The sequence below is a fragment of the Pedobacter gandavensis genome, assembly GCF_032678465.1.
Taxonomy (GTDB): Bacteria; Bacteroidota; Bacteroidia; order Sphingobacteriales; family Sphingobacteriaceae; genus Pedobacter; species Pedobacter gandavensis_B.
In genome coordinates this window covers 244,536-267,426 of record NZ_JAVTSK010000005.1, presented here as the reverse complement: position 1 = coordinate 267,426, position 22,891 = coordinate 244,536, and the positions used below count along the sequence as shown (strand labels likewise).

Genomic DNA, 22,891 nt, shown 5'->3' with positions numbered 1-22,891 from the left:
TTAAAGAAATAGCTATTTACAATAAAAATCTAATCAGATGAAAACAGATAGAATAATGTGGGGTATTGTGTTGTTGTTTATCGGCGGTGTATTGCTGTTGGAGAACTTTCATATCATTGAGTTTTACTGGCGTAATGTGATTCGCTTCTGGCCGATCTTCCTGATCATTGCAGGAGTAAATATCCTGTTCAGCAGAAATAAATCCCAGGTGGGTGGAATGGTTTCTATAGGTGTCTTAGTGATTACTTTGTCTATGTTGTTTGTGAAAGGGCAACAAAGACCGGAAAATAGAAACAATTGGTTTGGAGATGAATTGTCGGCAGAAATCGACACGGATACTGATAACAACCATTTTGATGAACTGAATTTTTCTGAGCCTTACCAGGATAGCCTAAATAAAACTGTTCAATTGAATATCTCTGGTGGAGGTACTTCATTTGAGCTAAAGGGAGAAACAGATAGCTTGTTACAAGCACATGTTGAGCGAAAAGCAGGTGAGTTTAGCCTGACCAAAAGCACTACGGACAGCTCTACTGTTGTTAATTTTAAAATGAAAGGCAAGTCTGGCTGGTCGATGAATGAAGGTGGTAATGATGTAGATTTTCATTTGAATAAAAATCCGGAATGGAATATACATATGAATGTGGGAGCAGGTGAGGTAGATTTCGATTTTTCTGAATACAAATTGCGTTCTTTTAATTTTGATGGTGGTGCAGCAGCCTTAGACATTAAGCTTGGAGCGGAATTGCCTATTGCGGATGTAAATGTAAAAACAGGGATTGCAGATGTTAAAATCAATATCCCTACAGCATCAGGTTGCAGGATTAAAACTAAAACCGGACTTTCTGCTAAAGATTTCGTTGGATTTACCAAGATGAAAGATGGAACTTATGAAACGCCAAATTACAGTACTTCAACCCACAAAATTTTTATTAATTTTGATGGTGGATTGAGTAATTTCGAAGTAACGCGTTATTAAGATGAATTCGCCATCCGCTGAATAAAGATTAATATCATCAAGCATGGAAAACGGGGTTAGCCCAAAATATACCGTTGTGATCAATGGAAAGCCAACAGGACCTTACCCTTTAGAAATGTTGAAAACACTTTCTATCCTTCCGGGGACATTCATTAGGAAACCCGGAATGGATGATTATAAAGAAGCTCATGAGTTCCCTGAACTGCGTGAGCTTCTTGGTTTTACCTACCGAAAAACTGCACCTCAGTATTTTGCATCTTTTGACCAGAGATTGCTGGCCAGTGTCATTGATTATTTTATCATTACCATGGTGTATGCGGTTTTCATTCTGCTGACTTTCCTGTTTATCACCGAAAAGACGGAACGGATTGCTGCCATCGTGATGGGACTTCCATTGCTACCCCTGGCCAAATTTTTCTATAGTAGTATCGCGGAGGCAGGGATCAAACAGGCTACCCTGGGTAAATCTTTGCTCAATATCAGGGTAACGGATATGGAAGGCAACCGGATTAGTCTAATGAATTCCTACAGCAGAAATGCAGCAAAAATTTTATCTGTGCTTCCCGTTTTCTTTGGGTACCTCTATAGTTTCCTGAATAGGAAGCAGCAATGTTTTCATGACCTGATTGCAGAGACGCTTGTGATTAAGGATAGACTGATTTAACCAACATAATCTTTATCTTTGTTTCATATTTACATCGTAAGTTGATGTAAATACCTTAAACTGATGGAAGAAGTATTTGTTCAAAAAGAGTTAATTGCTGGGTATTGCAATAGTTTAACCCAATATTCTAGGTTTCTAACCCGTGAAGTGAACATCGGTGATGTTCCGATGGGCGGACTAAATCCTATCCGGATTCAGTCGATGACCACCACCGATACCATGGATACCCTTGGTACCGTTGAACAAACCATTCGTATGGTAAACTCTGGTTGCGAATATGTACGTATTACCGCACCAAGTATCAAAGAAGCCGAAAACCTGGCCAACATCAAGAAAGAACTGCGTTACCGTGGCTACAATGTACCTCTGGTGGCTGATATCCATTTTACACCCAATGCCGCAGAATCTGCGGCAAGGATTGTAGAAAAGGTGAGGGTAAATCCAGGGAATTACGCAGATAAGAAAAAGTTTGAGAACATAGAATATACGCAACAGGCTTATCAGGCCGAGCTGGATCGCATCTATAAGAAGTTCATTCCATTAGTGAAAATCTGTAAGGAGTATGGTACAGCGATGAGAATTGGAACCAATCATGGTTCTTTATCGGATCGCATCATGAGTCATTACGGGGATACCCCCAGGGGAATGGTGGAGTCTGCAATGGAGTTTATCCGCATGTGTGAAGACCAGAATTACTATAACCTGGTGATCTCGATGAAAGCGAGCAATACCCAGGTGATGGTACAGGCTTACCGTTTACTCGTGGAAACCATGGTGAAAGAGGGGATGAATTATCCGCTGCACCTTGGCGTAACTGAAGCTGGGGATGGGGAAGATGGCAGGATTAAATCGGCTGTCGGCATAGGTACCTTACTGGAAGATGGATTAGGGGATACCATCCGTGTTTCCCTGACCGAAGATCCTGAATTTGAAGCACCAGTAGCCAAAGCTATGGCATTGCGCTATGAAAAAAGAGCTTTGCAGACCAATGTTCAGTCTGATCGCGAACAAATCAGTATTAAAAATCTGCCTTACCAGCCTTATGAGTACAACCGTAGACTGACTACTCCAGTACAACATATCGGTGGACATCATCATCCGATTGTGATGTTGGATGTGTCTAAGGAGAATTTAAAAGATCCTTATTTCTTAAGCGCAGTAGGTTATAAATATAGCGCAGGATTGGATAAATACAATATGGCAGATCAGGCCTGCGACCTGGCATATCTTGGTGATGCCTTACCTTCTTTTTCTTTTCCTGGAAATTTAAAGCAGATTTATAACTACCAGACCTGGCTAAACCTACAAGATAAGAACAATTGTCACCCGCTCATGAGCTACTCGGAGTATGAAGCTGCGGTGCTAAAAGACGCACAATTAAACCTGGTACGTATTGATGCGAACGATGCGGTAGATTTATCCTTGTTAAAAGACAAAGATAATGTAGTACTGGTGTTGGAAACTACTGCCGAACATGGTATGGCTGCTCAACGCGCCTTCTTTATTCGCTTATTGAATGATAAAATCCAGCTTCCGGTGATCATCAAAAGAAACTATCCTGAGCTGAATGCAGATGACTTAATGTTGTATGCAGCAACAGATCTTGGGGCGCTATTTACTGATGGTATGGGTGATGGTACATGGATCTGTGCGGCTGACCAGGTTGGACTTGCGCTGGTAAATTCTACCAGTTTTGGCATTTTACAGGCTACCCGTACCAGAATCTCTAAAACAGAGTACATTTCCTGCCCGAGCTGTGGACGTACTTTATTTGATCTGCAGGAAACCACTCAATTGATCAGATCTCGTACCGATCACCTGAAAGGGATAAAAATCGGCATTATGGGTTGTATCGTAAATGGTCCTGGTGAAATGGCTGATGCGGATTATGGTTATGTAGGTACTGGTCCGGGAAAAATCACACTATACCGTGGAAAGGAAGTGGTAAAGAAAAATGTAAATGCAGACCGTGCCCTCGATGATTTAATCGACTTGATTAAAGAAGACGGTAAGTGGGTGTATCTGAGTTAATTGTCACTTAATTATTGCGATTCATTTTTGCTAAGCATTATATTTTTTTCTAAATTTTCATCATCTTAGGAGTACCAAAACCCAAAAGATGATGAAAAGAAACACATTATTAGCATTAACCCTGTTTATAGGGTTCTTTAGCCTGAATGCAACTGCTCAGGAAAAAAAGAAAGCAAGTCCAGCGGCAAGTGTTAAAGAAACCACCAGTTCCGGGGCAACAATTACTATTGACTATAGTCAGCCTTCCGTGAAAGGCAGAACAATAGGTGGAGAAATTGCTCCATATGGTAAAGTGTGGCGCACCGGAGCCAATGAAGCCACTGTTTTTGAGGTGAGCAAAGATGTGAAAGTAGAAGGAAAGAACCTTCCTGCCGGAAAATATGGTTTGTACACGATTCCTGGTGAAAAAGAATGGACCATTATCTTCAATAAAACCTGGAAACAATGGGGAACAAATTATGCGGAAAAGGATGATGCCTTACGTGTGACTGTAAAACCGGAAAAATCTCCTTCTTTCACAGAGCAAATGACTTTTAAGATTGCTAAATCTGGTAAAGTGACCTTATTATGGGGTGATAAAGCAGTTTCTTTCCATGTAAAATAAATGGAACCTGTGGACAGGTGCTGAATCTGTTTTCATGAATATTTATAAAAAAAAGAGATAGTTGAAGCAAAAGGCCAGCCTTGGATTCAACTATCTCTTTTTTTATTTACGGTTCAACATGTTGATCTAATTCCGCTTCAAAAATTCCAGCGTCTTATCACAGACTTCGTTTAAGTGCAGCGGTAATTCCGTACTTTGATAAGGATGACTTGCAGAAAATACATGGTTTGCTCCCTCAATTTTATGAATCTCTGCTTTTATTTGTTTTTGTGCAAGTTCCTGTGCGACGCTGAATTTCACATTCACATCTTCATCTCCATGTATGATGAGCCATGGAACGCTGATTCGTTCTGCTGCATGTAAAATGTTAAAGCTTTCTTCATTTGCTTTAAAATCCCTGAGTAAGCTGCTGTTTAATGGCATTTTTTCTTTTGTACGGGCATTTTCTACATAGATTTTCCCGGTTTCCAGCCATTCTTCTTCCTGTTCAGGCTTCCATAAACTGGAGAAGTCGGCAATGGCGGCCCAGGTGATGAGTTTGGAAATACGTGGATCCTGGGCTGCTTTAATAATGACCAGTCCGCCTCCTCTGCTATGGCCAATCAGGTAGATTTTTTGAGGATGATAAGTCTGCTCCACAAAATTGACCACTGTATTTAAATCGGCCAGTTCCATGCTGATGGTATTGCTGGCAAAAGCTTCCATGTCTGTCACATCATTTGGCTTTTCCGGAACAACTCCGCTGTGTGACAAGTTAAATTTGAGATATGGATAACCCTTTTCGGCAAAATACCGGGCTACCAATTGATGCGCTCCCCAATCTTTGAACCCTTTAAAGCCGTGTACGAAAATTATAATAGCCGAATTTGGCTGCTGATCATCATGTGTATAATCTCCAGCTATAGGCTTTCCTGATGATCCTGTTAGGGTAAATTGTTCGTTTTTAATCATGTAAGCGTGTTTTTTTGGTGTGTAACCTCTATAACAAATTTAAAGAAAAGAAGTTTCTATTGGGATGTTCTATTTGGAATCGTTTTAAATAGCTCTTAATTACTCCATAATGACAGTGAAATAGGCTTCGGTTGTTACTTTTGTTACACTAAAAAAAAACAGAATACGACATTTTGGAATATTTAAAAATCATTGCTTTTACGCATAAACATATTGACCTAAAAGCATTGGGTAAATTGGTGATATGTGAGCAGACATTAGACGACAGATTGAGAAGTATTCAATCGGAGTTGGGTGTTAAAGAAATATTCTACATCGGAACCTGCAACAGGGTGGAATTTGTGTTTACTTCTGCACATCATCTGGACAAAGACTTCATTACCCGTTTCCTTACTGTATTGGATATGGGATTGCCTGAGGAGTACATGGATAAGTTTGTAGAAAACGTTTCTGTGTATGAACAACTGGAAGCTTTTAATCATTTATTACGTACTTCCTGCTCTTTGGAGAGTCTGGTAGTAGGAGAGAAAGAAATTCTTGCGCAGATCAGGAGGGCTTATGAAGCTTGTCGCGTGGCAGGATTTACTGCGGATTACATGCGTATGATCATGAACAGGGTGGTGAAAACTGCGAAAGAGGTATACACACATACCAATATTTCGAAAAACCCGGTTTCTGTCGTATCTCTGGCTTACCGTAAATTGCGTGATCTGAAGATGTGCGCGAATTCAAGGTTGCTGATTATCGGCGCCGGTGAGACCAATAAAAACATTGCTCAGTACCTTAAAAAACATAAGTACTCCAATTTCTCGGTTTTCAACAGAACGTTGGAAAGCGCAGAGTCATTGGCCAAAGAATTGAATGGTACAGCTTATCCGCTGTCCGAACTGGAAAACTTCAACCAGGGATTTGATGCCATCATCACCTGTACAGGTGCTACTGAGCCCATCATTACAAAAGAAATCTATAGAAAACTTCTAAATGGGGAAACTGGTAAAAAGGTGATTGTCGATCTGGCAATTCCTAATGATACTGCAGCAGATGTAGTGGCCGAATTCCCAATCCATTTCATAGAAGTTGAATCTCTTAAAGAGATTGCACGCAAAAATATTCAGGAACGTTATGATGAGCTGGTGAATGCCGAGCAAATCATAGAAGAAAATATCAAGGAATTTGAATTGGTATTACGTCAGCGCAAGATAGAGATTGCAATGAGTAGTGTTCCTCAGAAAATCAAGGAAATTAAGCATACTGCTATCAATGGTGTCTTTGCCGATGAGATCAGCGGTCTTGATGAGAATTCAAGATTGGTATTGGAAAAAGTGATGAATTACATGGAAAAAAAATGTATCAGCATTCCAATGGTCATGGCAAAGGAGATATTGGTAAAGAATAGCTAAATTTGCGCAAAAATTAGCATTAACGTGAAAAGACTTATTATTGGTACGCGAGGTAGCGACCTGGCTTTATGGCAAGCCAATTTTATTAAAGATAGACTTGCAGAAATTGGTGCCGAGGCCGAACTAAAGATCATCAAAACTCAGGGAGACAAGATTTTAAACCTTAGGCTGGATAAGCTGGAAGGTAAAGGTTTTTTCACCAAAGAGCTGGAAGAGGAACTTTTAGGTGGTACCATTGATTTAGCCGTACACTCCCATAAAGATTTACCAACTACACACCCTGCAGGATTAACCATTGCGGCGGTAACAGAGCGTGAGGATCCCTCAGAGCTGTTATTGATCCTGAAAGATTGTGTAGACATCAAACAAAAGCTTTCCCTGAAAACGGGAGCAATGGTGGGTACTTCGTCCAACAGACGTAAAGCACAAATGCTTTCTCTACGTTCTGACCTGAACATTGAAGATTTACGAGGTAATGTGCCTACGAGAATTCAAAAGTTAAGGGATGAGGATTATGATGCGATTTTACTGGCTAAAGCTGGTGTGAATCGTTTAAACATAGACCTTTCAGAATTTCACGTGGAAGTTGTAGATACCACAGAATTAGTTCCGGCGCCTGCACAAGGGGCTTTAGCCATTCAGATCAGAGAAAATGATTTAGAACTGGCGGAATTATTGAAACAATTGAACCATCAGGAAACGATCGATGCCATTGGCGTGGAACGTAAAGTCCTGAACCTTTTTGAAGGTGGTTGTCACATGCCTTTAGGTTGCTATTGCAAGAAAGAAGATGGAATGTATGAAATCTGGACTTCCAAAGCGGAGACAGATGAACATTTCCCTGATCGTTTCTTCTGCAGAGAGGAAAGCCTGGAAGGGCTGGCTGAAAAGATTGTGGCTAAATTTAATCCGGAAAGAAAATTACCTGCAAAGGTGTTTATCTCTAGAGAAATTGGCGAGCATAGTTATTTTAGAAAAGCATTAGAAAAGCATAAGATAGAAATTGAAGGCAGATCATTGATCCGTACTTTCCCAATCGTAACGGTATTGGATCCTTTCTACCTGAAACACATCAACTGGATTTTCTTTACCAGTCGCAATAGCGTAGAGTATTTCTTCGCGTTGAAACCTTATTTGTCTAAACATGTGAAGTTTGCAGTAGCAGGTCGCGGTTCAGAAGATTCCCTAAGAAAAGCGGGTCATCTGGCAGACTTTGTTGGTGAAGGTGGAGACATTGAAGAGGTTGCTGAAGATTTCGCGAAATTGGCAGCAGGACAAACTGTACTCTTCCCAAGAGCGCAGGATTCATTACAGACCATACAAAAAGCATTGACACCAGATACAAAAGTGGTAGATCTGCCAATTTATGAAACGGTGATCGAAGAGGATGTAGACCAGACTTATGCTAATGTACTGATCTTCACCAGTCCTTCTAATGTAGACGCTTATTTTGTAGAAAATTTATTAGAACCGGGACAGCAGGTAATTGCGATCGGAAACTCCACAGGAAAGAAATTTGATGAGATGGGCGTAGCCTATACTCAGCCTTATTCTCCTGATGAGGTTGGATTGGCAGAAGCTGTATTCGGATTAGATATCAAATCATAAAGTAAAATTAATATGGTGCACCGTCCGCGTAGATTGAGAAAGAATCCTTTAGTGAGGGAAATGGTAGCTGAAACGAGGTTATCTAAAGACATGTTCATTTTTCCGTATTTTGTAGTACCAGGAAAAAATGTAGTACATCCTTTAGGCGCAATGCCCGGCATCAGCCATTTTTCTGAAGATACTTTATTGAAGGATGTGGAGAAAGGGTTGAAATTAGGTGTGAACAAAATCATGCTGTTTGGTGTTGGAGATGAGAAATCTGAAGATGCCGCATCCGCATATCATGATCATTCCCTGGTGCCTTCGGCAGTTCGCCTGTTAAAGAAAAACTTTGGAGAAGATTTGTACGTAGTTACCGATGTTTGCGTTTGTTCTTATACCACTCATGGACACTGTGGGATTATGAAGGACGATTACGTTCAGAATGACCCGACAGTAGAGGTAATTGCAAAAATGGGATTGGCACATGCGGAAGCAGGTGCAGATATGCTGGCTCCCTCAGATATGATGGATGGCAGGATTTCCGCAATGAGACATTTATTGGATGGACAAGGTTTTGTAAACACGGCTATTATGTCGCACGCTACAAAATTTGCTTCTGCTTATTACGGACCTTTCCGTGAAGCGGCAGATTGTGCGCCTAGCAAGGGCGACAGAAAAGCTTATCAGATGGACTTTAGAAATGGTAACGAAGCATTAAGAGAGGCTTTATTGGATGAAAGTGAAGGTGCAGATGTACTGATGGTGAAGCCTGCCCTGGCTTACCTGGATGTGATGCATAACCTGAAACAACATACAGATGTGCCAATCGCTTGTTACAATGTATCGGGTGAATATTCGATGGTAAAGGCTGCTGCGGAAAAAGGCTGGATTGATGAGCAGAAAGTAGTGATGGAAACCATGCATGCCTTTGCGCGCGCAGGTGCAAGTATCATTACTACGTATCACATCAGGGATATGGTTGAAAAGAATTGGTTGTAAGTAAAAAAAATATGTTAGAATCTTTAAAAAAAATGTTTTCAGGAAATGAAGGCGAGTTGCCGGTAAACACTGGTAGTAAACCTGATATTTCGAGAGAAAAGTCGGCAGAACTGTATGAAAAAGCAAAAAACTATTTCCCAGGAGGGGTAAACTCTCCGGTGAGAGCTTTCAAATCAGTTTATGGCACTCCTTTGTTCATTCAAAAAGGAGATGGCTGTTTTGTATGGGATGCCGATGGTAATCAATTTATAGATTTTTGCGGAAGCTGGGGCCCATTAATTTTGGGTCATAACAACGCTAAGGTTAGGGAAAAAGTGACGGAAGTGATGCAGAATGGAATGAGCTTTGGCGCACCCACTGCATTGGAAAACGAGCTTGCTGAACTGATCATTAAAAACAACAAATTCGTAGAGAAAATCCGTTTCACCAGCTCAGGAACTGAAGCGGTGATGTCGGCGATTAGATTGGCCCGCGGTTATACCGGGAAAGATAAAATCATCAAATTTGAAGGATGCTACCATGGCCACACCGATTCTCTATTGGTAAAAGCAGGTTCTGGCCTGGTTACTTTTGGAGAAACTTCTTCTGCAGGTGTACCAAAATCTTTCGCTCAGGAAACTATTGTTATCCCATTGAACGACAGAGAAGCACTGAAGTCGGCTTTCGCACAGTTTAAAGATGAAGTTGCTGCAGTAATTATTGAAGGTATTCCAGCAAATAACGGTTTGTTAATGCAGGATGCTGAATACATCAAATTCCTGGAAGAAACCTGTAAAGAGCAAAAGGCCTTATTGATCTTTGATGAGGTGATTACCGGATTCAGAATCGGTTTTGAAGGTGCTGCTGCTTATTATGGCGTTAAACCAGATATCGTTACTTATGGTAAAATCATCGGTGGTGGATTGCCAGTAGGGATGTACGGTGCTTCAGCTGAGATTATGGGTCATATTTCTCCTGATGGAGGTGTATACCAGGCTGGTACTTTATCAGGAAATCCGGTAGCTATGGCCGCCGGGATTGCCCAGTTAACTGAATTATTACGTTCAGGTTTTTACAAAGAGTTAAACAATAAAGCCACAGAATTTGCAGAAAGCATTCAGCGTTTTGCAACCGCCAGAAATTACAAACTGAAAGTATTTCATGTAGGTTCTATCTTCTGGATGGCTTTTACAGATAAAGATAAAATTCAGGCTGCTGAGGACATTGATCCGGCAAGTATGGATAAATTCAAACTGATGCACAGAGAGTTGTTGAACAGAGGCATTTACTTAGGTCCTTCAGGATATGAAGTAGGTTTCGTTTCTGCAGCACATACTAAAATTGAGCTGGAGAAAGCAAAAAGAGCTATCTTCGATAGTCTTGATGTGGTTTTCAGAAACAAATAAATATATTAGATCGTAAAACAAGCTGCTTTGAAGAAGTCAATCATCATCTTTTATTTCTTATTACTGTACTCTTTGGTACAGTTGATCTCCTGGGGAGCGTTGGTGGTAAGATTGGAGCCTGCCAGAATGGCCATGGTAATGGGAGAGGGATCTGTATTCCTTTTTCTACTGTGTGTAGGTGCCTATTTTTTACACCAGTCGATTAAAAAAGAAGACCGGTTGAGGGAACAACAGCAGAATTTCTTACTTTCTGTAACGCATGAGCTAAAATCGCCATTGGCAGCCATTAAATTGTCTGTCCAAACGATCATTAAACGTGACCTGGATAAAGCCAGACAAACTTCCTTACTGAACAATTCCCTAAAGGACATTGAGCGTTTGGATGACCTGGTAGAAAACATGTTGCTGGCTACTAAAATTGAAAATGGTTCGCTTTCTTTTCCAAAAGAAGAATTTGACTTTTCAGAGTTGGTAAGCAAGGTCACAGACCGCCTTCAAATCCATTCATGTGGTTGTGAGCAGGTGATTACTGTAGCAATAACTCCTGGTATAAAGGTAGTTGGAGATCAATTTTCTTTGTCCTCTGTGGTGACGAATCTGATTGAAAATGCTGTCAAATATTCAGGCCCATGTGCGGAAATAGATGTCGAATTGACAGTGAAGGATGGTCATCCATTTTTAATGGTGGCCGACAAGGGTCCAGGTATTCCAGATCAGGAAAAAATGTTGATTTTTGACAAATTTTATCGTGTCGGTAATGAGAATGTAAGAAAATCAAAAGGGACAGGATTAGGCCTGTTTATTGTTAAGGAAGTATTACAAATGCACGACGCTGATATTAGCGTTAGAGATAACGTACCGCATGGTGCTATTTTTGAAATTACATTTAGTTGATCATTATGCAACAGAAATTAAGAATATTACTGGTCGAAGATGAAGACCACTTGTTAGATGCTATAAAATTGAACCTTGAACTGGAAGGCTATAAAGTTCATGCAGTAAAAGACGGTAAGACGGCTTTAAAAGTTTTTAAAGAAGAACGTTTTAACCTGATCATTCTGGATGTAATGCTTCCTGAGATGGATGGATTCCAGGTTTGTGAAACCATCAGATTAGAAAATACCGAAGTACCTATCCTTTTCTTAACGGCTAAGAACACGAGTGAAGACCGTGTAATGGGCTTGAAAAAAGGTGCTGATGACTACCTGGTGAAACCTTTCAACCTGGAAGAGTTGATCCTGAGAGTAGGTATTTTGGTAAAACGCAGCATGAAAGCGGACGACCTGAAAGAGATCAATTCCTATAAAATTGGAGATAAAACCATCTATTTCAACTCTTTCGAATTGAAACAGGATGACGGCGTGATTGTTCCTTTAACCAAGAAAGAAACGATGTTATTGAAGTTACTGATCGAACGTAAGAATGAAGCAGTATCCCGTGAACAGATTTTGGAAACGGTATGGAATTATGATGTTTATCCTTCAACGCGTACGATTGATAACTTTATCCTTACTTTCCGTAAGTATTTCGAACCAGATCAAAAGAACCCGGTTTATTTCCATTCCATCAGAGGTGTAGGTTATAAATTCACAGATATCCATTAATGTATAATAATAAAGGCAGGTATGCCCTCATGGCACTCTTTCTGATTGCCGCGGGAGTGTGCCTTTTTTACGATCAAATTCAACTGGCTGTATTGGCCGGTTTTTTCTTTGCCTTTGTGGTTTGGAGCCATTTCAAGCACAGCTCGATTTTACTGGCTTCCAAGTATTTTAAGAACGGAGATTACGAAAGGACAGAAAAGATACTGGGAGAGGTCCCTAATCCGGATCGCTTAGCGCGAAACAGGAGGGGATATTACGAATTTATGCGCGCCAATATCGCCTTGAAAAGAGAAGAATATGAAACCGCTGAACGTCATTTTCAAATCGCCAGTCGCTTTCCATTAGGTGGGAAAAACGACAAGGCTTTTGTGATGATTCACCTGGCCAATCTCGCCCTGCGAAAAAAAGACATGGAGCGCACCAGAGCATACCTGGAGCGTGCCAAAGAACTGGCGGTAACGCCTAGGGCACAAGAGATCATAAGTAAAATTGAGCAAGAAGCAAATCGATTATAAACAAACACAATATAGATGAACACGTTATTTTTAGATGCCGCATTTTCGAAGCAAACAGAACGTCCACCGGTATGGATGATGCGCCAGGCTGGCCGTTTTATGCCTGAGTACTGGGAAATCAAAAACAAATACTCTTTCCTGGAGATGTGCAAAACGCCAGAAATTGCAGCGGATGTAACGATGTTACCTGTTGACTTACTGGGCATCGATGCTGCCATCCTTTTCTCTGATATTTTAGTAACAGGTGAAGCGATGGGCGGTGACCTGAGCTTTACGCAAGGTGTAGGACCTAAGTTCGCGAACCCGGTACGTAGCGTGCAGGATGTAGACAATTTAAATGTAGATTGTCTGGATAAGTTACAGTATGTAGCAGATGCCATTAAAGTGATTCAGCAACGTTTGAATGGAAGTATTCCATTGATCGGTTTTGCTGGTGCACCATTTACAGTGATGAGCTACCTGGTGGAAGGTGGTTCTTCTAAAGATTTCAAGTTAACGAAGCTGTTGATGCACAACCATCCTGAAATTGCTCACCGTTTATTGGCTAAAATCGCTAAAGTAACTGCAGAATACCTGAACCTTCAGATTGCTGCTGGTGTAAACGCAATTCAGATTTTTGATAGCTGGGCCCTGGCATTGTCATGGAACGATTATCAGGAATTCTCTCACCGCTATATCCAGGAAATCATTGCCAACCTGAATAGAAAAGATATCCCTGTGATCTCTTTCTGTAAAGGTAGTTCTGTATTTGCACCGATCATGGCTCAGGCTAAGCCTGATGTGATCTCGGTAGATTGGAACGCTGATTTATTAAACATTAAACAAAGTCTGCCTGCAGGTATCGCAGTTCAGGGTAACCTGGATCCGTTTATCTTATATGCAGATAAACCTGTGATTAAGAAAACAATCCTTCAGTTGTTCGAGCGCATGCGTGGCGAAAAAGGTTTTATTTTTAACCTTGGTCATGGCATCATGCCAGACATCCCATTCGATAACGTGAAATATGCAATCGAAGTAGTTAAAGAATTCAGATACTAATTATATAAACGAGGCCATCTTTAAAGCTTGCTTTTCAGATGGCCTTTTTAAAGATCAAAAAGGAAACAAAATGGAATACTATTATTACGTACTCTCTGTGCACATCATCTTCGTGGTTAGCTGGATGGCGGGGTTGTTTTATAGTGTCCGATTGTTTATCTACCATGTAGAGGCCGAAACGAGACCAGAATTGGAACGTAATATTCTTCAAAAGGAGTATGAGCGTATTGAAGCCAAGCTTTGGAATATCATCACCACTCCTGCTATGGTCCTGACTGTAGCTGCAGGTATCACGATGATTTGCCTTAGACCCAGTCTGATGACTTTTGGCTGGTTCCATGTGAAGCTGGGTTTTGTTGTACTCCTATTGATCTATCATTTCATTTGTCAGCGGATAATGAATCAATTGAAACATGGCAAATGTAAAATCAGCTCCTTTAAGCTGAGGTTATGGAATGAAGTGGCCACAATCCTGTTGGTTGCTATTGTGTTCACTGTAGTGCTTAAAAACGCAGTAAATTGGATTTATGGGCTAATAGGTCTGGCTGTTTTCTCCTGCGTGATCATGATGTGCGTAAAATGGTATAAATCCTACCGTAAAAAGCACGACTGCTAATCCCCTTTTTATTATTTTTCTTTATTTTTCCTGTTGCGTGCAACCTTTAGGCTGCGATGCTCATCTACTATATACCAAACAAACAGATGATTTTGACGCAGTATACGATAAATGAACTCATGGAAGGCTGTAAAGCCGGCAAGCGGAAGATGCAGGAAGCGCTATATAAGCAAACCGCATCTAAAATGCTGGTGGTTTGCATGCGCTATGCAAAGGACCGGATGGAAGCAGAAGATGTTTTGCAAATGGGTTTTATCAAGGTTTTTCAAAAGATTAATGAGTATAGAGGAGATGGTTCTTTTGAAGGCTGGATGAGAAGAGTCATGGTCAACACCGCAATTGAGAGTTATAGAAAAAATTTACGCAGTCTGAGTGTGGTGCCTATTGAAGATGCTTACGAGCAGGCAGGTACCGGATTTGACTTTGGCAGATTAGGGATGCAGGACCTATTGAAAGTAATTCAAAAGCTTTCTGATGGGTATAGAATGGTTTTTAACATGTACATCATAGAAGGATATTCTCACAAGGAAATTGCTGAAAAATTGGGAATTTCTGAAGGAGCAAGTAAATCGCAGTTGTCTAGAGCAAGGGCGATCTTAAGAGAAGAGATTATAAAAATGGAGGGTATAGATTATGCAAGCTATGCAGGATAAAGATTTTGATCAGTTGTTCAAAGATAAATTTGAAGAGGCAGAAATGATGCCTTCAGCGGATCTATGGGGGAATATTGAAAAGGTACTGAGCCCAACAAAGAAAAAACGGGTGTTTCCGGTTTATTGGGCGGCAGCCGCATTGGCAGTAATTGCGGTGTCTGTAGGTTTATTGACCAGGGATACTGAAAAGCTACAATTACAGGGAAAACCAGCGGTTGCTTTAGAAAAAACTCCTGCAGTTCAGGATTCAGGTGATGCTTCCGGATTAGCTCATTCTAATGAAACCTCAGTGGTTTCGGTAGCTGTGAATTCAACTGAATCTGAAGGTACGCCTTTAATTTTAGCACCTAAAATGAAGTTGAAAAACCTGGTTCAGGAAAATAATTCTCTGTCCTTGCAACGTAATGATCAGATCAGGCGTCATCAAATAAAAGCGGTTGAACCGAGTAATACTTTGAAAGAGGAAGTAAAACCAATCATTGATTTGCCAACTGAAAATGTGATCGCTAATGTGGTGATCCCTGATGTTCAACAAGGGGACAACACGATGACAGAAACAGAAGATAGAGGAGAAAGAAAGGGGATAAGAAACGTAGGGGATGTCATCAATTTTGTAGTAGATAAACTGGATAAAAGAGAAAAGAAATTTATACAATTTAAAACCGATGATGACGACAACTCTTCCTTAATCGCAGTAAACATTGGCATTTTAAAATTCAACTCAAAAAGGAACAAATAGAAACACACAGCTTAAACCAATAATATGAAGAAACTAATTTGGACAACACTTTTGGTAAGCGGGCTTGCCGGTGTTATGGCACAAAGCGCATCAGCACAACAGGATACTGAAGAGAGCGTTAAAAAGAAATCGACTTTCGGTATAGATAATGGCTTGATCTCCATTAGCATTAATGGTAAAGATAGTACTACTAAAGCAAAGGCAAATCATGGTCGTTTTATGGGAGGAATCACCCTGACACGCCTGGATATTGGTTTTTCAAGATTGATCGATAATGGTAGTTTCTCTTTATCAGATAAGAATGAGTTTCTGGATTATACAGGAGGAAAAACAAGTACAGTTTCATTTGATGTTTTACAGTTTGGCTATCGTTTTGACCCTCATTTTAAAATTTATATTGCCGGTGGTTTTGATTGGACAATGATCCGTTTGAAACAAAATATTACCCTGAAAAAGAATAGTCCAACAATGGAGTATGATCAGGAACCGATCGTATTTTCTAAAAACAGGTTGTCGAACAGCTATGTACATATTCCCCTGAATTTTGAATTGCGTACCAAAGAAAATACCCATGGTAAACGTTTCTACTTTGTATTCGGACCAGAAGTGGCCTTCCTTTTAAATGGAAAGGTAAAACAAGTGAGCAAAGAGAGAGGAAAGGAGAAGTTTAAAGATGACTATAATTTTGAGCCATTCCGTTATGGTGGTTCCCTGCGTATTGGTTATGGTGGCTTGGGTATCTTTACCAAATATTATTTCAATGATATGTTTACCACTACTGCACAAAAAGGACTAAAGAACATGGCTTTTGGAGTCACCCTGGGATTGAACTAAGCACACACACACAAATATATCTGATCCCGTAACCTTCATAGGTTACGGGATTTTTTTGTGGCAAGGCTAAATACTTTATCTTTACTGCGTGAAGGAAAAAATCATCAGCGTTAACAACATTAGTAAGCAGTACCAGCAGGAACAGGCATCGGGAATCCGCAACATTAGTTTCGACATTAATAAGGGAGACATCATTGCCATTATTGGAGAAAGTGGGAGTGGGAAATCCACCTTGCTGAAATGTCTGTATGGCTTATTGAAGTTAGATGAAGGGGAGATTTTCTATCACAATGAAAGGGTATTTGGACCCGATGAACTCCTGATCCCTGGACATAAGGAAATGAAAATGGTAACCCAGGACTTTTCCTTAAACATCTATGCAAAAGTATACGATAACATCGCTGCCATGATGGCCAATACAGATGTGCATCATAAACATCAGAAAACGATGGAAATGATGGATCATTTGCATATCGGTCACCTGAAAGATAAAAAGATCACCCAATTAAGTGGGGGAGAGCAGCAAAGAGTAGCCATTGCCAAAGCCTTGGTTACTGATACTTCTGTTTTATTGTTAGACGAACCTTTTAGTCAGGTAGATGCATTACTTAAAAACCAGCTTCGTGCAGATATCAAAAGAATCGCAGCAGAAACGGGTGTAACCGTAATCATGGTTTCTCATGATCCTGCAGATGGACTATTCCTTGCTGATGAATTGTTGATCATGAAAGATGGTCATTTGATGGAACGCGGTAAACCAGCTGATATTTACCAGCATCCAAAACACATTTATACGGCCAGAATGCTGGGAAATGCAGTGGTATTGAATGCTGAAGAAGCGCATCAGCTAGGTTTAGAAGTAACAGAAGGTCATGCGGTATTTTACCCGGAATGGGTAGAACTGAATAATTCCTGGAATAGTCGCAGATATGAAGTGAAAGATGTGTACTATAAAGGATTTTATGAAGAGTTACTGTTGGAAAGAAAAGGAGTGAAAATCAGGGCAATTCAATTGAATAGGGGAATACATAAAAAAAACGACCACGTTCAGGCGAACATTGGTCGTTTCTTGTCTTTATAAATGGCTTAAGTTTTAAACAATAAGCCGTATTTAATCTTAGTTTCTTAAGGTTGAAGTTACAATAGTTACCCTTAATCCAATTGGAACCACTGGCCTGGTTGGAATTAAATTGTTATCTCCACTGGTCTCAATATCAACTGTTATAGATCCTCTTCTGGCCGTGTAACTATAGGCCAATCCATTGTAGGTAAAAGGCATTCCTCTGTATTCTGCTACCGAATTGTCTGGATAAAGTGCAACAATCAGACCGTCGTTCAAAAATGTAGGCGCATCAAGTTCAGGGAAAGAAATGGTAGTCGTTAAGGTTTCTCCACCGTTGATTGAAACCCATGCACTTGGTGCAATTATCGTTTCAATGGTCTCATTAGGAAGTCCTGGATCAACAATAACCTCCTTCTTGCAAGAAGCCAAACCTAGCGTGGCCGTGCAAAGTAATAATAGTAATATTTTTCTCATCTGATTTGTGTGTTTGTTCTTGCGTATAGCAAATCTGTTGCCATAAAAATACAATTCTGTTTTTATTTGTACTGTAATTAAAATGTGATACAGAATTTAGTATGGTAATTTACTTATTATTCAGATGATAAGCAATTAATAATTAGCGTTTGCTAGAATGAAAAGGAAGCCCTGAAGCCAGATTTGTGATGGCATCTGCCATGCGCTGGATTCTGGTTTGAAGGATAGGAGTGTCCATGAGCCAGCTAAAACATTCTTCCTTTTTGCTCGAAGATAGTTTTTGAAAGGCTGCCCATGCAGCGGGCTCATCTTTTAAACACTCAATGAAATCTTCATTGGCAATTTCCAGTTTAGGATCGCTGTCCGGATATAAACACACCCTTACACGGTCTCCCTCCTGTTTTTTAATCTCCTTGCGGATGGCTGCTTTAACCGGAAGAAAAAGTATTCCTTTTTTCATCGGCATGAGGGTTGCGTTACTAATTTCATAACCATCAACGAATCCCTTTACCTTTTGCCATCCAAAATAAAGATGCTTTCCTTTTACGATTTCAGGGAAGCGTACATAAGTCCATCCGCCTTTCCCAGGGAAGCGTTCAAGTAATAAATCCTCTTCAATTAATGGTAATTCTTGCATAAAACCTGCTCTTACATCTGAACTGTTGATCACTGATGTAAAATTATAGATATTTTAGCAAACCCGGGTATAAAGAAAGGTATGGGGGTTGAGAATCATAAACAAAGGGAAACAACGTATACAAGAAAAGGCCCTTCAAAGATGAAAAGGCCTTTACCTGTAATTTTGGGGTTTATAAACGGATAAAAATTTATACCAGATATTCGAATAAAGTCTGATCGTTGTTCAGTTCAATGATCTCAAATTTAAACTCTTTCATCCTTTGTAATAAAGCATCGTAATCTGTTGGTTCCTGCAATTCAATACCCACCAATGCAGGGCCACTTTCACGGTTTGTTTTTTTAATAAATTCAAACCTGGTGATGTCGTCATGCGGACCTAGAACATTGTTCACAAACAATTTTAAAGCTCCTGGTCTTTGTGGGAAACGAACAATGAAGTAATGTTTCAATCCTTCAAAAAGTAATGATTTTTCTTTGATCTCCTGCATTCTTTCAATATCGTTGTTTCCACCACTCACGATACAAACAACTGTTTTACCGATGATCTGGTCTTTAATCTGCTCTAGAGAGGCAACAGCCAGAGCACCTGCAGGTTCTACCACGATGGCATCCTCATTGTAAAGCTTCAGAATAGTTGTGCAGATTTTCCCTTCAGGAATCAATAACATTTGATCCAGTAGCTCTCTGCAATACTCAAAAGTCAGGTTGCCCACTCTTTTTACAGCAGCTCCATCTACAAAACGATCGATATCACCTAATAAAACAGGTGCACCGGTATTGAGGGCATGTTTCATCGAAGGTGCACCTTCAGGCTCTACGCCAATCAATTCAATGGATGGTTTCAGGTTTCTCAAATAACTACCTACGCCTGAAGCCAGGCCACCACCACCAATTGGCATGATCACCATATCCAGTTCCGGAAGGTCTTCGAAAATCTCTACACCTACCGTACCCTGTCCTTCAATTACTTTGGTATTGTCGAAAGGAGGGACGAAAGTCATCTGATGTGCTGCAGTATAAGCCAGAGCTTCTCTCAAACAATCATCAAAAGTATCACCTACCAGGACAATCTCAATATGGTCGCCACCAAACATTTCTGTTTGTTTCACTTTTTGCTTAGGGGTAATTTCCGGCATAAAAATAACCCCTTTAATGTTCAGCTTTTTGCAAGAATGTGCCACGCCTTGTGCATGATTTCCAGCACTGGCACAAACTACTCCTTTGGCTACCTGCTCAGGATCAAGGCTGCTGATCATGTTGTAAGCACCCCTTAATTTATAAGAGCGTACCAGTTGCAAATCTTCCCTTTTCAGGTAAATATCCGCCTGGTATGTTTTAGAAAGTCCTGCATTATATTCTAAAGGGGTACGTTTTACCGTACCTTTTAATCGTTCTGCTGCCGCCAGAAAATCCAGTATCACTTCTTTTTCTACACTCATTTTTAGATAAATTTATTCATTGCATCCAGATAGGCATTGGCCGAAGCTTTTACGATATCTGTACTAAAACCATAGCCTACATAAGATTTTCCTTCATAAGAAACCTTCATGTTTACCTTGCTCACATCATCGCTGCCACCATGCATTGCCTGAATGGTGAATTCATTCAATAGGATATCTTTACCAACGATAGATTGAATGGCTTTAATCGTCGCATTCACAGGACCGTTTCCGGTAGCCATGGCTTCTTTTTCTACCCCTTCATGTTCTAGTCTGATGCTGGCCGTAGGGCTCAATGGATCACCACAAAGTACCTGCAATAAGTTTAGTTTGTATCCATTTTTTACCGCACCTTCTTCACCATCGCTCATTAAGAAAAGAATATCATCATCGCAGATGGTTTTCTTTTCATCAGCCATGATCAAGAAGCGCTCATAAACCTGATCCAGGTTTAAACGGTCGATGTCATAACCTAAACGCTCTAAGTGATGTTTTAAGGCATGGCGACCGCTACGTGCAGTTAAGATAATGTCTGCTGAGTTCAAACCTACATCTTCAGGATTGATGATCTCATAGTTCTCTCTGTGTTTCAGGAAACCATCCTGGTGAATTCCTGAGCTGTGTGCGAAGGCATTCTGACCGATGATGGCTTTGTTTGGTTGTACTAGCATGTGCATCATGCGGCTCACCATACCACTGATTTCAGTGAAATGTTTGCTGTTGATGTTTGTGGTTAAATTCAGGGCATGGTGTGTTTTCAATACCATGGCGATTTCTTCCAATGCAGTATTTCCAGCACGTTCACCAATCCCATTAATGGTACATTCTACCTGACGGGCACCGTTGATCAACCCTGCAAGACTGTTTGCAGTAGCTAAACCTAAGTCATTGTGACAATGAACAGAGATGATCGCCTGGTCGATATTTTTAACGTTTTCTTTTAGGTAAAGGATTTTTGAGCCATATTGATCCGGCAAACAGTAGCCGTTCGTATCAGGAATGTTCACTACAGTTGCCCCGGCAGCAATTACCGCTTCGATCATCTGTGCTAAATAAGCATTGTCTGCACGACCAGCATCTTCTGCGAAGAACTCAATGTCTTCTACAAATTGCTTTGCATATTTTACTGCTGCAACCGCTCTTTCCAGAATTTCTTCTCTCGTACTGTTGAATTTATATTTAATGTGCATGTCTGAAGAACCAATTCCAGTGTGGATCCTTGGTCTCTTCGCGTATTGTAATGCCGCAACAGCGGAATCAATGTCTTTTCTATTTGCACGTGTCAATGCACAAATGATTGGTTCCCTTATCGCTTTTGATAAGTCCACCACACTCTGGAAATCTCCAGGGCTTGAGATAGGGAAACCTGCTTCAATCACATCTACTCCAAGTGCTTCAAGCGCTTTTGCAATTTGAATTTTCTCTGGGCTCGACAACTGGCAACCCGGCACTTGTTCACCATCACGTAAGGTGGTGTCAAACACATAGACTCTATTAGGATCGTGTAACATAATTCTTGGTGTTTAGTTAGATTTAGTATGCTGTGAAATATATTTTAAAACCAATTGTCCCATTTCTTTTGTTCCAAGAATCTGGTCAGCTTTGGTCGTATCATCGGCAATATCGCCTGTTCTGTAGCCTTCTTTCAATACCTGATCTACGGCATCGATGATGACTTTCGCTTCTGCTAATAATCCGAAACCGATTTCCAGCATCAGAGAAACAGATAGGATAGAAGCCAGTGGGTTCGCCAGGTTTTTTCCTGTAATGTCGTGTGCAGAACCATGGATTGGCTCAAAGAAACCAGTGCTTTCTCCAACAGAAGCTGAAGCCAACATCCCCATAGAACCTGCAATTTGTGAAGCCTCATCGGTTAAGATATCACCAAATAAGTTCGCTGTCAATACCACATCAAATTGCTTTGGATCTTTGATCAATTGCATCGCAGCATTGTCAATAAACATATGACTAGTTTCTACTTCCGGGTATTGTTTTGCAACCTGTTGTACTGTTTCTCTCCATAATCTAGAACTTTCCAATACATTGGCCTTATCTACAGAACATAATTTTTTTCTACGTTTCATGGCAGCTTCGAATGCTTTATGGGCAATTCTTTCTACTTCATAACGGTGGTAAATCATCAAATCTGAAGCTGTATTTTTATCTTCAGAACGGTTTTTCTCACCGAAATAAACATCTCCTGTAAGCTCTCTGAAAAACAGAATATCTGTACCTTTTAATATATTAGGTTTGATGCTGGAAGCATTCAACAATTCATCAAACAATAAAATCGGACGTAAATTAGCATACAAGCCTAATTCCTTACGGATTTTAAGTAAACCTTGCTCCGGACGAACTTTCAAAGAAGGATCATTGTCGTATTTTGCATGGCCTACTGCACCAAAAAGAATCGCATCACTTTTCTGTGCTTTTTCTAATGTTTCATCTGGTAATGGATTTCCAGTTGCTTCAATTGCCGCATGGCCCATTAGTGCTTCATCATAGCTAAAATCATGTCCGAAACCTTTGGCAATCTCTTCTAATACGGCTTTACCCCAGGTTGTAACCTCAGGTCCGATACCATCACCAGGAATGACTAATATATTTTTTTTCATCAGTATATGTTTTTATCTGTTATGAAGTGATCATTGGCCAATTGAAAACTGTTTCGAGG

The 22,891-nt window shown here is 40.4% G+C and carries 23 protein-coding genes; 17 read left to right on the top strand and 6 right to left on the bottom strand.

Annotated elements, in window-relative coordinates; all coding sequences use genetic code 11:
* Positions 1–37: 37 nt before the first annotated feature.
* The 4 genes from R2Q94_RS11565 to R2Q94_RS11550 all read left to right on the top strand — a co-directional run bounded on the left by R2Q94_RS11565 (position 38) and on the right by R2Q94_RS11550 (position 4,278).
* Positions 38–979, top strand: coding sequence for a LiaF transmembrane domain-containing protein (locus tag R2Q94_RS11565; RefSeq protein WP_316821619.1), 942 nt, complete (start codon positions 38–40; stop codon positions 977–979).
* A gap of 43 nt (positions 980–1,022) precedes the next feature.
* On the top strand, positions 1,023–1,643 hold the full coding sequence (locus R2Q94_RS11560) for an RDD family protein (protein WP_316821618.1): 621 nt from the start codon (positions 1,023–1,025) through the stop codon (positions 1,641–1,643).
* A gap of 63 nt (positions 1,644–1,706) precedes the next feature.
* Entirely contained in the window at positions 1,707–3,674 is a 1,968-nt protein-coding gene (ispG, locus tag R2Q94_RS11555; protein WP_316821617.1) for a (E)-4-hydroxy-3-methylbut-2-enyl-diphosphate synthase, read from the top strand.
* A 91-nt stretch (positions 3,675–3,765) separates the two neighbouring features.
* Positions 3,766–4,278, top strand: a complete 513-nt coding sequence (locus R2Q94_RS11550; protein WP_410478541.1) for a DUF2911 domain-containing protein — start codon at positions 3,766–3,768, stop codon at positions 4,276–4,278.
* A 126-nt stretch (positions 4,279–4,404) separates the two neighbouring features.
* Here R2Q94_RS11550 and R2Q94_RS11545 read toward each other — a convergent pair whose 3' ends face one another.
* Positions 4,405–5,229 (bottom strand): alpha/beta hydrolase family protein, encoded by an 825-nt coding sequence (locus R2Q94_RS11545; protein ID WP_316821615.1) that lies wholly within the window; start codon positions 5,227–5,229, stop codon positions 4,405–4,407.
* A 173-nt stretch (positions 5,230–5,402) separates the two neighbouring features.
* On the opposite strand from R2Q94_RS11545, the gene hemA reads away from it, so the two are divergent.
* The 13 genes from hemA (at position 5,403) to R2Q94_RS11480 (ending at position 17,683) form a co-directional block, all read left to right on the top strand.
* Positions 5,403–6,629, top strand: a complete 1,227-nt coding sequence (hemA, locus tag R2Q94_RS11540; RefSeq protein ID WP_316821614.1) for a glutamyl-tRNA reductase — start codon at positions 5,403–5,405, stop codon at positions 6,627–6,629.
* A gap of 24 nt (positions 6,630–6,653) precedes the next feature.
* Positions 6,654–8,237: a hydroxymethylbilane synthase gene (gene hemC, locus R2Q94_RS11535; RefSeq protein WP_316821613.1), complete on the top strand. Its 1,584-nt coding sequence runs from the start codon at positions 6,654–6,656 to the stop codon at positions 8,235–8,237.
* Positions 8,238–8,249: 12 nt separating this feature from the next.
* On the top strand, positions 8,250–9,218 hold the full coding sequence (hemB, locus tag R2Q94_RS11530) for a porphobilinogen synthase (RefSeq protein ID WP_316821612.1): 969 nt from the start codon (positions 8,250–8,252) through the stop codon (positions 9,216–9,218).
* An 11-nt stretch (positions 9,219–9,229) separates the two neighbouring features.
* Positions 9,230–10,603: a glutamate-1-semialdehyde 2,1-aminomutase gene (hemL, locus tag R2Q94_RS11525; protein WP_316821611.1), complete on the top strand. Its 1,374-nt coding sequence runs from the start codon at positions 9,230–9,232 to the stop codon at positions 10,601–10,603.
* Positions 10,604–10,630: 27 nt separating this feature from the next.
* A complete protein-coding gene (locus tag R2Q94_RS11520; RefSeq protein ID WP_316821610.1) occupies positions 10,631–11,497 on the top strand; it encodes a HAMP domain-containing sensor histidine kinase in 867 nt (288 codons plus the stop codon).
* Positions 11,498–11,502: 5 nt separating this feature from the next.
* Positions 11,503–12,207 (top strand): response regulator transcription factor, encoded by a 705-nt coding sequence (locus tag R2Q94_RS11515; protein ID WP_015809248.1) that lies wholly within the window; start codon positions 11,503–11,505, stop codon positions 12,205–12,207.
* Complete coding sequence (locus R2Q94_RS11510; protein ID WP_316821609.1) at positions 12,207–12,722, top strand: hypothetical protein; 516 nt, start codon at positions 12,207–12,209, stop codon at positions 12,720–12,722. Before R2Q94_RS11515 ends, R2Q94_RS11510 begins: the two co-directional genes overlap by 1 nt.
* A 15-nt stretch (positions 12,723–12,737) precedes the next feature.
* Positions 12,738–13,760 carry a uroporphyrinogen decarboxylase gene (gene hemE / locus R2Q94_RS11505; RefSeq protein ID WP_316821608.1) on the top strand — a complete coding sequence of 341 codons (1,023 nt, stop codon included), beginning with the start codon at positions 12,738–12,740 and terminating at the stop codon, positions 13,758–13,760.
* Between the two features lie 70 nt (positions 13,761–13,830).
* Positions 13,831–14,376, top strand: coding sequence for a protoporphyrinogen oxidase HemJ (gene hemJ / locus R2Q94_RS11500; RefSeq protein WP_316821607.1), 546 nt, complete (start codon positions 13,831–13,833; stop codon positions 14,374–14,376).
* 86 nt (positions 14,377–14,462) lie between these two features.
* Positions 14,463–15,029, top strand: coding sequence for a sigma-70 family RNA polymerase sigma factor (locus tag R2Q94_RS11495; protein WP_316821606.1), 567 nt, complete (start codon positions 14,463–14,465; stop codon positions 15,027–15,029).
* Positions 15,019–15,768 carry a hypothetical protein gene (locus tag R2Q94_RS11490; protein WP_316821605.1) on the top strand — a complete coding sequence of 250 codons (750 nt, stop codon included), beginning with the start codon at positions 15,019–15,021 and terminating at the stop codon, positions 15,766–15,768. The genes R2Q94_RS11495 and R2Q94_RS11490 overlap by 11 nt, the downstream gene beginning before the upstream one ends.
* A gap of 24 nt (positions 15,769–15,792) precedes the next feature.
* On the top strand, positions 15,793–16,602 hold the full coding sequence (locus tag R2Q94_RS11485; protein ID WP_316821604.1) for an outer membrane beta-barrel protein: 810 nt from the start codon (positions 15,793–15,795) through the stop codon (positions 16,600–16,602).
* An 88-nt stretch (positions 16,603–16,690) separates the two neighbouring features.
* Positions 16,691–17,683, top strand: coding sequence for an ABC transporter ATP-binding protein (locus R2Q94_RS11480; RefSeq protein WP_316821603.1), 993 nt, complete (start codon positions 16,691–16,693; stop codon positions 17,681–17,683).
* A gap of 36 nt (positions 17,684–17,719) precedes the next feature.
* On the opposite strand, the gene R2Q94_RS11475 is transcribed toward R2Q94_RS11480, so the two are convergent.
* From R2Q94_RS11475 to leuB, 5 genes are all read right to left on the bottom strand, one after another.
* Positions 17,720–18,139 (bottom strand): hypothetical protein, encoded by a 420-nt coding sequence (locus tag R2Q94_RS11475; protein WP_316821602.1) that lies wholly within the window; start codon positions 18,137–18,139, stop codon positions 17,720–17,722.
* Between the two features lie 142 nt (positions 18,140–18,281).
* Entirely contained in the window at positions 18,282–18,776 is a 495-nt protein-coding gene (locus R2Q94_RS11470) for a YdeI/OmpD-associated family protein (protein WP_316821601.1), read from the bottom strand.
* 190 nt (positions 18,777–18,966) lie between these two features.
* On the bottom strand, positions 18,967–20,217 hold the full coding sequence (gene ilvA, locus R2Q94_RS11465) for a threonine ammonia-lyase IlvA (protein ID WP_316821600.1): 1,251 nt from the start codon (positions 20,215–20,217) through the stop codon (positions 18,967–18,969).
* A gap of 2 nt (positions 20,218–20,219) precedes the next feature.
* Complete coding sequence (locus tag R2Q94_RS11460; RefSeq protein ID WP_316821599.1) at positions 20,220–21,728, bottom strand: 2-isopropylmalate synthase; 1,509 nt, start codon at positions 21,726–21,728, stop codon at positions 20,220–20,222.
* Between the two features lie 12 nt (positions 21,729–21,740).
* Complete coding sequence (leuB, locus tag R2Q94_RS11455) at positions 21,741–22,832, bottom strand: 3-isopropylmalate dehydrogenase (protein WP_316821598.1); 1,092 nt, start codon at positions 22,830–22,832, stop codon at positions 21,741–21,743.
* Positions 22,833–22,891: the final 59 nt, after the last annotated feature.